This window comes from Corynebacterium sp. CCM 9203 (genome assembly GCF_041357675.1).
In the GTDB taxonomy this organism is placed as follows: domain Bacteria; phylum Actinomycetota; class Actinomycetes; order Mycobacteriales; family Mycobacteriaceae; genus Corynebacterium.
Genome location: NZ_JAUERY010000008.1, coordinates 1 through 10,974 on the forward strand (window position 1 = coordinate 1; position 10,974 = coordinate 10,974).

Consider the following 10,974-nt stretch of genomic DNA (forward strand, 5'->3'; position numbering starts at 1 on the left):
TTAGCGGAGGTTCTTTAGACCTAGACCCCCAGATGCCTAGACGTAGGTGTAAGTCTCTGTTTTGAGAGTGGGAGGGGTCGGTCAGTCCGATTGCGATGTAGAACGGAAAGCCCCGCTTCGGCGGGGCCTTACTATGAAAGGACCTCATGAAAACCCCAGATTGGTTTCCCGGAAACCTGCCGCCGGAGGATGCCGCCGACCCGGTGCCCGACGGGCACACTGACCATGCCTATGTGATGGAGCCTGCCGAGCTGCGAGCCCGTCTTGACGCCCTCGGATTGTCGGAGATGAAAGCCGCGCAGTGGCTCGGGATCGGGGATCGGACGATCCGCCGGTGGATGGCGGGCACCCCGCCCCGCTCAGCCGACAGGTTCTCCGCAGCCATCGAGGTACTGATGGACACAACAGACGAGTGGGTGGACCGTCTTTCCACGGCTGCGGAGGTGGAGGTTTACCACGACGGGTGGAGAATCCTCGACGACGGCACCGTCTTGCCTGAATCGTGGTGGCGCACGATAGTGGGTCGGGCCGCACATCGGAACCCCCAGCTCATCATCAACTGGGGGGACTAGCCAAAAGGAACCCCCACCTGTGAGGGTGGGGGTTAAGCCCCGAAAAGTCGGGGAAAGTGGCAGTACATAAAGCGCAACCCACAAGTGCAAATGGGCCATCCCCGGTGGGTGTGCGGGGCTACGGGTAGGGCGTGGTTTGTGGGGCCGTATCCCCGTTAGCGTAACAACATAACAGTGTTGTTGTGTTGTTGGTGTGGGTCTGGTGTGCGGGGCTACGGGTAGGGCGTGGTTTGTGGTGCTGTGCCCTGTTAGCGTAACAACATAACAGTGTTGTTGTGTTGTTGTGTTGTTGTGTTGTTGGTGTGGGTCTGGTGTGCGGGGCCACGATGGAGGGCACTGATATTGTGCGGGCGACGTTCCGAAACATCGACGCCACAGGCGCGAGCTTCGTGGGGGCCACGCTGAACAAGACAGTGTGGAGGTCGATGGATCTCACCGATACGCGGTGGGATGAGCGGCTGCATGTACCTGGCGATACGCACGTCGTGAATCTCACCGGGGACCCGGATGCGGTGGCACTGGTGGCGAAGGCGAACACCGATGCCGCGGCGAAGACCAGGAAGGCCGAGGAATCAACACGGCGAGGAACCCGAATCGGGTACGACACGAGCAACCCGGTACGCCACCTAGACCAGGACACCGGCCCCGAGCTGTGAGACAGCGGGCTATAGCTGCTGTTCGGAGGAGTCTTCGTTGACCGGAGCGGGGCGCTGGGTGCTGGTGGTGTCGCGTGTGGTGCTGGTGGTTTTGTTCGGGGTCCAGGTCGTGTGATCGTCGTACAAGACGGTTAGTAGAGAGGTGTTCCCTTGGTGGGGGTTGTCGATCTGGTCAGCCCAGGCCGTCAGGTTGTGGGTGACAGCGTCAAGATACGCTCCATCTAGTTCGTACATCTCCATTTCTTCTGTGGAGAGTTCCTGCCATGTTGTATCGCGGAGTGCTTGGGAGAAGAACTCCCTGTTGAATCCGGAGTCTCTGTTCTCGGCCATCGTGAGAAGCTGTTCCCCGGTGAACCGCCCGGAGCGCAGGATGGCATCGACGTCTAGATAATCCCTGCTGGTCCTGCGACCTTCCAGAGCGATGAGCTTGCTGGCCACCACGTCCTCGATGTCGAGGACCGGGCCGAGTTGGAGATGTACCGGGTCGTTGGCCCGCCAATCTAGCCCCGCATCGAGGCCGATTCTCCCGTAGGGGGTAGCTATATCCATGTGGGCGAACGTCGGGGTGGTGCGTCCGTGTTCGACGGTGTAGCCGTGCTTGGTTAGCTGCTGTTCGATCGCCGCGATGGATTCACCGAAAGAGTCGATCTTGTCCATGACACTGAAAAGGTCAACGTCTTCGGTCGGTCGGTTGGTGATGCCGTGCTCCCGGAGCGCGCCCGCACCAGCGAGAACAAAGCCATTGTCGGCGGCGACCTCCAGGCAGAGCCGGGTGATTGTTCGCTGTTCTGCGAGAAGCCTATCCACCAGATACCAGCTCGGGGAAAGCGTCTGTCCAGAGCTTGGTCACTCTCCGGGGGAGCGGAAGGTGGGGGAAGTCCCGGATGAGCAGGTCGCGGTTGATGAACTCGCACTGTTGCTCGTAGGTTCCCTCCGCGAGCAGATCACGGTACGCGCAGCGCCGACGGATCTTGTTCGTGACGTCGGTGGTGCGTGCTTTCTCGTTGAGCCAGCGGACCGAGTGGGGGAGCACGAAGATGCCCTCCGATGGGCCGCGCAGCTCATCGAGGCTGTCGGGGGCGACGTAGGGCTTGTGGTCGCCGATGAAGACCCTGCCGTCCGGCCGGACGGTGACCGGTGCGAATCGGGGCATGGTGCGGGGCTCCTTGAACGTAAAACTCCGGTAGGCGGCTGATTCTACCGTAAAACGTGCAGATTATCGCCGTGTCGGCGTTGCTGTCGTGACTGTGTACTTGGTGGGTGTAGCAGACTGGGGGCCTATCTCTAAATACCCCCATGTGGGGACTCTTGCCGACGCAAAATGTTTCCCCGGAATATATTTCTATTAGGGGATGAACTGTCTAACCGGACAGTTTGGTTAGGTCATGCACATGTTTCCCTTGTGCATGGTGACGTCAGTCCCTGCGGTCTTGAGTGGAACGGAATTCAGAAAGGAGAACTGTGGACCGTCTTTCTAAAAATCAGAAGTTGTTTCTGTTTCTGACATTCATGCTTGTTGTAGCCGTAATTGAAGGAGTATTATGGTTTTCCGGATACCGACTCGTTGCCGGTAGTGTCGGCGCAGCAATGGGCACGTATTTGCTGTGGAATTTCGGTAAGGAACAAAAACCATCGTAAAAAGGTAAAGGCCCCCAGGTTTTGATTTTCCTGGGGGCCTTACTCATTCTGCGTAGGCATGGTGTCCGGGGGGTATGGGGGGGGGTATTATTCCGTACTTTGTGCAACTACTAAGCCCGCCTGGTGGTTGTTGCATTAGACGACCGTCAACAGAACCCATCTAAGGCTTTGCCTTGATGATCCTCGGAAGGGTGGCCTGTCCGGCGATGATCTGTGCGAAGTCAGTGTCCATGGAGCGGAGCATCCGTATCGCGTAGCGGTGGGTGGCCCAGAGATCGTCGGTGTTGAGCATGGGGCGCAGGTGTGCAGCGCGGTTCCTCATCCACCGCAGTTCGTGGGCGTAGCGGTACACCGCCTCACGGCGGACTCCTGCGAAACCTGATGCCAGCGCGGCATCCCAGATCTTGACCCGGTTGTTGTTCCTCCCTGCCTGTGGGGTGGGAAGGATGCTGGTCCATGACCCGAAGTTCAGGCTCGCCACCAGATCATCGTGTGTTGGCAGCGTTCGTACTGTCGATTCAGCACCTGGTCGACGTGGGTCGTAGTTGTCTCGTGCTTTCTTCTCCCACCACCGTGGGTATAGGTCCCCTGCTTGCCGTGGGTGCCAGGACGAAGGGACGTCAGGTCGGACATGGTGTCTTAACACTGTGGGAGCAGGGTGGACGATCCATTCTTCACTACCACCGACGCTGGCGTTCCAGCCTCTAAGGCAAGTGTCGATAGTCTCTCGGAGCAGCACCTCGGCCAGCCCTGTCAGCTCGGTGACCGCGCTCGCAGCCTGGATGTTCCACAAGTAGAGCCGTGCCGCCTCGACGACATCTCCCGTGGCCTGCCTGTAGGTCTGGAACCGGGCGGTCGGGATGGCGTGCTCGATCTGCCTGGCGGCACGATATGTCAGCCTGGGCACTGGATACTTGCCTTTCGTTCGGGGGAGTGATACTGTTTAGCTCATATAGCGGGACAGTACCCGCAGTTACAGGACACCGGCGCTGAGGTTATATCCTCAGGGCCGGTTCCTTTTTGCTTGGCCACAGAGCGGCCACGGGGGTAGTGTCTGAAAACGATCGTTTATGACACACCAGGTTGCACATCGGTACCGGAGCGTGCCATTGCAGGTCGCGTTGTCTCAGAACACTGTGTCAGAATCAAGGTGTCACTAGACTTGTCTGCGACGAGTTTCGGACACCTGGGCACACGAAAGCGGGTTCTATGGGTGAAGTATTCGGGTATGCCCGAGTATCAACAGCGGATCAGGATGCGAGTCTGCAACGCGATGCGCTGAGCCGGCACGGCTGTAGCGAGATCTTCACCGATGTCGGGTCCGGGTCCCGGGCGCATCGCCCAGAGCTGGACCGGTTATGGGGCAAGCTACGTTCCGGGGACACGGTGGTGGTGTGGCGATTGGACCGGCTGGGTCGGTCAGTCCCGCACCTGATTGATCAGTTGGAGGATCTACAGACCCGCGGGGTTGGGTTTGTCTCGTTGCAGGAGACGATTGATACGACGACGCCGGGCGGCCGGTTGGTGTTCCATGTGTTCTCGGCGTTGGCGCAGTTCGAGCGTGACCTGGTGATAGAGCGCACCACTGCCGGCTTAGCTGCTGCCAGGGCACGGGGGCGGGTTGGGGGCCGCCCACGAAAGCTCACCGCACAGCAGACCGCCACCGCCCGCTCACTGTATGAGGCGAAGACGATGACGGTGACAGAGATCGGGAGAGTGCTCGGGGTCAGTCGCTCGACGATCTACCGGGCACTTGAGAGCAATAACGTGGCGGACTGAAGCTGAGGTTGTTCCGCACCTTCTAAGTCATATCAGATCAGGCGACGGGTGGAATCTTGTCACGACCATAGAGCCAACCGTCAGGAAAACCCATCACCACAGTATTTCCACCTTGGTCGACGTCGTTCTGAAGCCTCTTTGCGGTCGCAATATCCCAAGCGGCCCCTACGCAAGTAGGTTCAAAGGACTCCCAATCTTCTTCTATGGGCCACAGCAGGCCCATCAAGACCAGCCAAATCACTTTCCTTGACTCGCCGTCACTGTTTGCAGTATGCAAAGAAGTGTAGATTGGCTCGCTCTGTAGATGGTGATATTTTATCCAACGGTCGGGATGTGAAGTAGATTTTTCTGATATGTTACTATCAGTTGTAACACACAGAACATATCCGGAGAAACGATTCTCGGGATCATCATAATACGTGGAATAAAAGACGTGGGCTACATCTGAAGACCTTTTTATTCGAGGTTTTCTGACATTGTTTGATCTCTTCCTAGTGGACACGGCAGTCAAGTTTTTTCTGCGGTGGCTTCACAGTGGCGTAGTAGGTCTTCCCATTATAAACGATTGTCCCTTGAACTGAGCCCCACAGAAGAGTGTTTACCGCCGTGCCATCACACTTTTCCTCGAGCTTTTTCTGTAAGAGGCTGGAAGAGTTGGTGTTGCTTACATCATTTTCGGCTGCTTGATTCCACTTAGTGTTGTCATCGAAGCCGGGTTCAGCGGGTTCCAGGTCTTCCCGGCCGGGAGCGGGTGTCGCTGCAGCCTCGGCGGCGTTGTCGATCGCCTCTTGTTCTGCATTGGCTCGCGCGGCGGCCGAGTCTTCGGACTCGGTGGTGACGCTGGGCTGTGCTGCCACGGTGGGGTTCAGTGTTGATCCCAGCCCTAAGGCCAGAACAGCCGCGAGTAGCGGTCTGAGTACTTTGTGTCGCATTGATTCCTCTTGGTGGTGAGTGCATGGGGAGAAGCGTCAGGTGTGGCGGGTTCAATGAGTGCAAAACCGCCGAAACATGTGCAGTTCACTAAGAACTGTTGTTGAGTGAACCATGGTTTTTTCCCGGGCTACAAGAGCGGGGGTGGGTGGCTGGCGTGCCTCAACAGGGATAACGCGAGCGTGGCGTAGTGACTGTCACAGGGGCGAACGTCGCTAACGACTGTCGAGTGAAGCGGCTTCTTGCTGTCGGTGATCATCTGATGCACGCTCCGTAGCCGCGCGGGAATCGGTGGCCACGCCAGCACCGATACGTGCATTAGTCTATTGCGCTAATATATTGCCCCTACCCCCCTTATCGGCAATCACGGGGCATTTCTTAGGAGACTGTCAAAGTATGTTGATCGGCTACGCGCGTTGTTCCACCGACAAGCAGGATCGGCGAGCACACGCAGGCCGAGATCGCGGCATTGATGGGTGTCAGCCCTTCCACTATCAGTCGGTTTGCGAAGAAGTGGCGCGCGACGGGGCGACGCGGTAGTGCCGACGGGGCGGCGCGCTCATCGACGGCGGCGAGCACACGCAGGCCGAGATCGCGGCATTGATGGGTGTCAGCCCTTCCACTATCAGTCGGTTTGCGAAGAAGTGGCGCGCGACGGGGCGGCGTCGGCGGTGCCGACGGGGCGGCGGCAGTAGTACCGACGGGCATGACGGTTTGAAAATTGCTAGATTGATTCCTGGTGTCCGTCCCGCCGTGAGGTGGGTCACTGAGAGATCAGTGAAAAGCGGAACTTCCCTGTTGCAGCGTGGACATGCCCGCGCGCTTGCGAGGGACGTGCCCATGCTGTGTTCAGCAGGGGAACGTGTCTAAGACATGGGAGGTAGTCGGAACATGGCGAACGCAATATCCCCGCCAATGGAAGACCCACCCGGTGGCAAAAAAGAAAGCCCGGCAAGCAGATGGGTCCAAACCATCACACTGCTTACCGGACTGATCAGACTTGCTACCGCTCTAATTGATCTAGTTGCTCTAATCGAGCTACTTAAAGTTCTCAATTAGAGAGGGTTTAGGCCCGAAGCTCCAGGAGGCGGCAACCTCCTGGAGCTTTTTTATTTCGATCAGACACTAGGGTTTGGTTGCTACCCTGGCGCTGCCCTCATCATAAACAAGGATACATTTTGCTGCAATCAGGGGGAGTTGGGGCAGGCTGTGGGGCCGGTGTTGGGTAGCTTCCTAGAGTTCATTCGCAGGTGTGGCTTCCTGGGTGGTGGAGCTTTCGGAGACGTGTGTGGGGGTTGAGGTATCGGGGTGTGCGTGGCTACGGATAGGGCGTGGTTTGTGGGGTGTGGTTTGTGGTGCTGTGCCCTGTTAGTGTAACAACATAACAGTGTTGTTGTGTTGTTGGTGTGGGTCTGGTGTGCGGGGCTACGGGCAGGGCGGAGTATGTGCCGATTGATGTTCCCGAACGTCTCTACGTATCTGTCGTATTGATCATTGAGTAAGGTTCGGAGCGTTGTTCCCTTCATAGTGTCGTTCTCTCGGTTTGCGGCCGTGAGAGCGACAACGGTGTCACGCATGTCAATGCACATACGCCATTCTTCGGGCGTCTGCTTCTTCCTAGAGTTAGGCTTCACCGGCTGCCATTGCTTGTCTGTATCTAGCTGCTCGAAGGTGAGTCTTCCGTTGTGCTCGTGATATCGGATCGTTCCGACGATTCCCTCTATCTCTGCCTGTGCGGTCTCGATCATCCCCCGCTGCAGTAGTTCTTTGGCTGCTGCTGTGGGATTTTCTGGTGCCGTCAGGCCGCGGCCGTCATTTTTCGCCGTAGTGAGGTCTTCGACCAAGACCTCACGGATTCTTTGAGCAATGTCGATGCCGTCGGCGGGGAGGACTTTCAGGGTCTCGCCGTAGGGGCCGGACACAGCGGCGTATTCACCAATGACGCGCTCTGGGCGATCGACAAAGAAGGCGTTGACTCGTTCGGTAACGGTACCGACCGTGATCGTTTCTAGTTCGCGGAACCGGTAGGTCGGTGCCGTTGGTTCTGTACCGGGTTCCCGGACACGGAACACCAGAAGGTCTGTCCCCACTTCGGTGTTTTCGTCGGCGAAAACACCGTGGCGGCCGCCCGGGAGGCGAACGCCCGTGACGAAGTCTGCGCGATCCGTTAACGCTGTTCGAATACCGAACTCGCCGACATCACCGGCGTTCGCCGTGAATTGCGAGGTGATGACGGCGACGTATCCGCCGGTGGCGGTGAGGTCTATCGACTTCGATATGAAGTAGTTGTGAAGCGATAGACGGCCGGGGTTGTGCGCTTCATCGCGGGGGATGTTCTGGCCGAAAGGCACATTCCCTACGACCGCCGTGAAGAATCCATCGGGAAGATCAGTCGTGGTGAAGTTCTCATTTCTGACCTGGTGATCTGGGTTGAGCACCGAAGCTATCGCGGCGGTACTGGTGTCCATTTCAACCCCGATCATTGTTGCTGACTCCGGGGCGCGGCTGAGGAAGGTTCCTGATCCACAGCCAGGCTCTAGTACGACTCCACCGGAAAACCCCGCCGCGCCTAGTCCCTCCCAGACAGCGGCCGCCAGGGAAGGAGGGGTGTAGTACGCCGATATTGAGGCGCTGCGAGCTGCTTTGAACCCGTCCTCCCCCACCAGTTCACGCAGCTGTCTGCGTTGGTCTGTAAAGCGGTCCGAGCGCTCGTCAAAAAGCTGCTGGATCGACCCCCACGAGTGGAACTTGGCGACGGTGGCGCGTTCGGCCGCCGTCGCTTCGCGTTGTTCATCGACGACCTGGCGAGCGATCTTGATCGCCTCCAGGTTGTCTGCGATCCGATCTGCTGTTACTGATCGACGGCCGGTTGGTCTTGCGCCCGATACTTCTGTGCGATCTCCCGGAACAACTGTGCCTTCATCTGCAGTTCCTCGTCGTTGAGGTCCGTCAGTGACTCGCCCTTGAACTCCATCAGTGCCTCCATCCGGATCGCGGCTCTCTTGAAGAACGGATCCTCCATCTCCGACGGCCAGAGGTCCCACAGTCTGTCCGCGGTCCGGGGCCAGCATGTCATCTGGCTCGGAATCTCCGCCGCCCACCATGAACAGGGAGTCCTGGAAAGAATCTGATACAGATGCTCTTCCTTGTCTGCCGGGGGATCGAGATCCTCCTCGTCGTGGAGTTGATCTTCCACGATCTGCTCCGTCAGCGGAGCCAGATACGCTGCGTAGACCTGTTCGACTGCGGCGGCCTGTGCCTGATGAAGTATCCGAAGCGTCTCGGTCGAGTCCACTGGTCGCCCCGTTGCTTCGAGATGAGCCCGTTTCATCTCGTATTCCCGCTGTTCGCGTATCTGGTCGCACGCCGAGCACATCGTCTCGTACAGCGCTCGAACCTGTTCGTCTGTCACTTCGTTCGGGTATGCGGCTGTCAGGGTCGCTCGAATGTCGCGCAGATCGACCTGCCGTGAGGTCAGCTCGTAGATGTTCATGGATCTCTCCTGATTCAGTAAAAAGCGTGAGACTATTCGGATCGAGCTTCTTCTTGCGCGGCATGTCTGTGAGGGCTCCTACAGTGCTGATTACGAGATAGCTTTCTGTAGATGCTAGGCGTTAGTCGTAACACCACAGACTGAACGACCACAATCATACCGCCCTACCGTTATACCGTTACTGGTAGTGTGCTGGTGGGTTATTGGGGTTCCGTTTCTTCGAGATAGCGCGCGATGAGTTGTTCGATCACTGTGGTCATTTTTTCCTCCCTGAGAAAAACACGCCGCCGAAATTCGGCGTAGATCGCCGCGTCAAGGGTGAATGATGTTTTCTTTACATCCCTGACCGGGGTTGCCAGGATCTCTCGGGGTGTCTTCTTATTTGTCGGAGAGCGGCGGGCCATCGGTGACTTCTTTGGCGGTGTGTTCATTACTTGCCTCCGTTTTCAAGTAGTTCATCTAGTACTGAGTCGTATCCGTAGAGCTTATCGGGGGCGCTGCCGAAGCTCCTCCGCACGCCGGTGCGCTTGACGATCACATCTCTAAAGCGGGGAACTTCTTCGGCGGCTAAAACCTCATCGAGTTCGCGAGCAACGACGGTGTTCAGCTCCACGGATGTTGCGAGCACGTGATAGTCCTTGTCGGTGAGCATGTTGATTGTCGCCCAGACCCGCTGAACCTCCGCCGCCGAAGGCGATGTCGGCACAATAAAGGTGTCGCATGAAGCGATGACGCTATCGAGAATTTGCGGCGATCCGGTGGGAGTATCGACGATCACCAGTTCGGTGTCTGGAACGCGGCGCTGTACCGTGCGGCAGTTAACGGCGATTACATTAAACTGCAGCGGGTTCCCTGATTCGCCCGCGATCTCGGCCCACTCGGTTGCAGAGCCTTGAGGGTCCGCGTCCCACACCGTGACCTCGTACCCTCTTGCGGCCGCTGCCGAAGCGAGATAGATCGACGAAGTTGTTTTCCCTACCCCACCTTTCGTGTTGACGATTCCGATTTTCATTCTTGCTACTCCCTATTTCGACTGGAATATGCTACCGGTGTACCGCGCGCGGTATATCGGTAGTGGCTGACCGGCTAGGTACGTCTACCGATTTTTATGGACCACTATACCGTAACCGGTCTTTCGGTACCGGTCAACCGGTTTCGGTATAGTGGTATGGTGACCGGTTTTGTTGTACCGTTAACGGTATGCCGGTACCCCGGTATGTCGGTGTTGTAAAGCTGCGAAGCGCGATGTTAATGGAGGATGATGTGATCACCCGTGGTCAAGGTGACCTTGAAGATCAGATGCTCGATCCGAGACTCGATTCCGAGGCACTCCTCCTTGCCGCGCTCCTTTGGACGCGCCAGGGAGTCGAGGCTAGAGAAATTGTCGAAAAACTCTGTCGAGATGACTTCTTCAATGTCTCCTATGGGGCCGTTTTTGAGGCGATCGCGGAGTTGATTTCCGAGAATCGTACTCACGACGGCGCTGCAGTGCGCTCCCACCTGCTGACCCAGGGCAGTAGCGGAGATCTTCCCCCCAGTGCCATCAACTCTGTGATGCTGATGCTTACGACTTTGGATCACGTCCCCGAGCAGGCAGGAGAGTACGCCCGCCAGGTTGCTGGAGCTGCCTACCGACGCCAGTTTGCGGACATGGCCGAACGGCTACGCATGATTGCTGAAACTGCAGCACAAGATCAGCTTTTCGAGCTGCTCGTAGACGAAGGACGGAAACAGCGGCAGGCGTGGAGAAGGATTCAGGAGAACTTCGCGGCGTGAGCTAGGTAGGCCACCAGTGTGCGGCGGGGGCCTCGACTGTAGGTCAAGGCCATCGGGTATGCTTACCCATACAAATGAAAGAGCGCCACACCGGTTCCAGCCAGTGTGACGCTCGCTTACCCCCCGATTC

Annotated in this window: 14 protein-coding genes; 6 read left to right on the forward strand and 8 right to left on the reverse strand. The window is 57.7% G+C overall.

The window, feature by feature from the left end:
- The first annotated feature begins 146 nt into the window (after positions 1–146).
- Together QWU44_RS11495 and QWU44_RS11500 are read left to right on the forward strand one after the other, a co-directional pair.
- Positions 147–572 carry a hypothetical protein gene (locus QWU44_RS11495; protein WP_370915819.1) on the forward strand — a complete coding sequence of 142 codons (426 nt, stop codon included), beginning with the start codon at positions 147–149 and terminating at the stop codon, positions 570–572.
- Positions 573–898: 326 nt separating this feature from the next.
- Positions 899–1,228: a hypothetical protein gene (locus QWU44_RS11500; protein ID WP_370915820.1), complete on the forward strand. Its 330-nt coding sequence runs from the start codon at positions 899–901 to the stop codon at positions 1,226–1,228.
- Between the two features lie 9 nt (positions 1,229–1,237).
- On the opposite strand, the gene QWU44_RS11505 is transcribed toward QWU44_RS11500, so the two are convergent.
- From QWU44_RS11505 to QWU44_RS11515, 3 genes are all read right to left on the reverse strand, one after another.
- Positions 1,238–2,035, reverse strand: a complete 798-nt coding sequence (locus QWU44_RS11505; RefSeq protein WP_370915821.1) for a nucleotidyl transferase AbiEii/AbiGii toxin family protein — start codon at positions 2,033–2,035, stop codon at positions 1,238–1,240.
- A complete protein-coding gene (locus QWU44_RS11510) occupies positions 2,028–2,381 on the reverse strand; it encodes a hypothetical protein (RefSeq protein ID WP_198735171.1) in 354 nt (117 codons plus the stop codon). Before QWU44_RS11510 ends, QWU44_RS11505 begins: the two co-directional genes overlap by 8 nt.
- A gap of 645 nt (positions 2,382–3,026) precedes the next feature.
- Positions 3,027–3,773, reverse strand: a complete 747-nt coding sequence (locus QWU44_RS11515; protein ID WP_370915822.1) for a hypothetical protein — start codon at positions 3,771–3,773, stop codon at positions 3,027–3,029.
- Positions 3,774–4,075: 302 nt separating this feature from the next.
- On the opposite strand from QWU44_RS11515, the gene QWU44_RS11520 reads away from it, so the two are divergent.
- Positions 4,076–4,645, forward strand: a complete 570-nt coding sequence (locus tag QWU44_RS11520; RefSeq protein ID WP_198735170.1) for a recombinase family protein — start codon at positions 4,076–4,078, stop codon at positions 4,643–4,645.
- Between the two features lie 491 nt (positions 4,646–5,136).
- On the opposite strand, the gene QWU44_RS11525 is transcribed toward QWU44_RS11520, so the two are convergent.
- A complete protein-coding gene (locus QWU44_RS11525; RefSeq protein WP_370915823.1) occupies positions 5,137–5,502 on the reverse strand; it encodes a hypothetical protein in 366 nt (121 codons plus the stop codon).
- 545 nt (positions 5,503–6,047) lie between these two features.
- Between QWU44_RS11525 and QWU44_RS11530 the strand changes: the two genes are divergently transcribed.
- Together QWU44_RS11530 and QWU44_RS11535 are read left to right on the forward strand one after the other, a co-directional pair.
- Positions 6,048–6,179, forward strand: coding sequence for a hypothetical protein (locus QWU44_RS11530; RefSeq protein ID WP_370915824.1), 132 nt, complete (start codon positions 6,048–6,050; stop codon positions 6,177–6,179).
- Positions 6,179–6,445: a hypothetical protein gene (locus tag QWU44_RS11535; protein WP_370915825.1), complete on the forward strand. Its 267-nt coding sequence runs from the start codon at positions 6,179–6,181 to the stop codon at positions 6,443–6,445. The genes QWU44_RS11530 and QWU44_RS11535 overlap by 1 nt, the downstream gene beginning before the upstream one ends.
- Before the next feature lie 317 nt (positions 6,446–6,762).
- Here the strand turns inward: QWU44_RS11535 and QWU44_RS11540 are convergent, their stop codons facing one another.
- The 4 genes from QWU44_RS11540 to QWU44_RS11555 all read right to left on the reverse strand — a co-directional run bounded on the left by QWU44_RS11540 (position 6,763) and on the right by QWU44_RS11555 (position 10,080).
- Positions 6,763–8,043 (reverse strand): hypothetical protein, encoded by a 1,281-nt coding sequence (locus QWU44_RS11540; protein WP_370915826.1) that lies wholly within the window; start codon positions 8,041–8,043, stop codon positions 6,763–6,765.
- Positions 8,044–8,426: 383 nt separating this feature from the next.
- The gene (locus tag QWU44_RS11545) at positions 8,427–9,068 is read right to left on the reverse strand and encodes a hypothetical protein (protein ID WP_370915827.1); all 642 of its coding nucleotides are present in this window, start codon (positions 9,066–9,068) and stop codon (positions 8,427–8,429) included.
- A 200-nt stretch (positions 9,069–9,268) separates the two neighbouring features.
- Positions 9,269–9,499 (reverse strand): hypothetical protein, encoded by a 231-nt coding sequence (locus QWU44_RS11550; RefSeq protein ID WP_370915828.1) that lies wholly within the window; start codon positions 9,497–9,499, stop codon positions 9,269–9,271.
- Complete coding sequence (locus QWU44_RS11555) at positions 9,499–10,080, reverse strand: ParA family protein (RefSeq protein WP_370915829.1); 582 nt, start codon at positions 10,078–10,080, stop codon at positions 9,499–9,501. Before QWU44_RS11555 ends, QWU44_RS11550 begins: the two co-directional genes overlap by 1 nt.
- Before the next feature lie 251 nt (positions 10,081–10,331).
- On the opposite strand from QWU44_RS11555, the gene QWU44_RS11560 reads away from it, so the two are divergent.
- Complete coding sequence (locus QWU44_RS11560; protein ID WP_370915830.1) at positions 10,332–10,844, forward strand: DnaB-like helicase N-terminal domain-containing protein; 513 nt, start codon at positions 10,332–10,334, stop codon at positions 10,842–10,844.
- Positions 10,845–10,974 lie beyond the last annotated feature (130 nt).

Coding starts and splice junctions, on each gene's coding strand:
- QWU44_RS11495 (WP_370915819.1), top strand. CDS start 147: ATGAAAACCCCAGATTGGTTTCCCGGAAACCTGCCGCCGGAGGATGCC.
- QWU44_RS11510 (WP_198735171.1), bottom strand. CDS start 2,381: ATGCCCCGATTCGCACCGGTCACCGTCCGGCCGGACGGCAGGGTCTTC.
- QWU44_RS11545 (WP_370915827.1), bottom strand. CDS start 9,068: ATGAACATCTACGAGCTGACCTCACGGCAGGTCGATCTGCGCGACATT.
- QWU44_RS11530 (WP_370915824.1), top strand. CDS start 6,048: ATGGGTGTCAGCCCTTCCACTATCAGTCGGTTTGCGAAGAAGTGGCGC.
- QWU44_RS11520 (WP_198735170.1), top strand. CDS start 4,076: ATGGGTGAAGTATTCGGGTATGCCCGAGTATCAACAGCGGATCAGGAT.
- QWU44_RS11550 (WP_370915828.1), bottom strand. CDS start 9,499: ATGAACACACCGCCAAAGAAGTCACCGATGGCCCGCCGCTCTCCGACA.
- QWU44_RS11535 (WP_370915825.1), top strand. CDS start 6,179: ATGGGTGTCAGCCCTTCCACTATCAGTCGGTTTGCGAAGAAGTGGCGC.
- QWU44_RS11555 (WP_370915829.1), bottom strand. CDS start 10,080: ATGAAAATCGGAATCGTCAACACGAAAGGTGGGGTAGGGAAAACAACT.
- QWU44_RS11540 (WP_370915826.1), bottom strand. CDS start 8,043: ATGGACACCAGTACCGCCGCGATAGCTTCGGTGCTCAACCCAGATCAC.
- QWU44_RS11500 (WP_370915820.1), top strand. CDS start 899: ATGGAGGGCACTGATATTGTGCGGGCGACGTTCCGAAACATCGACGCC.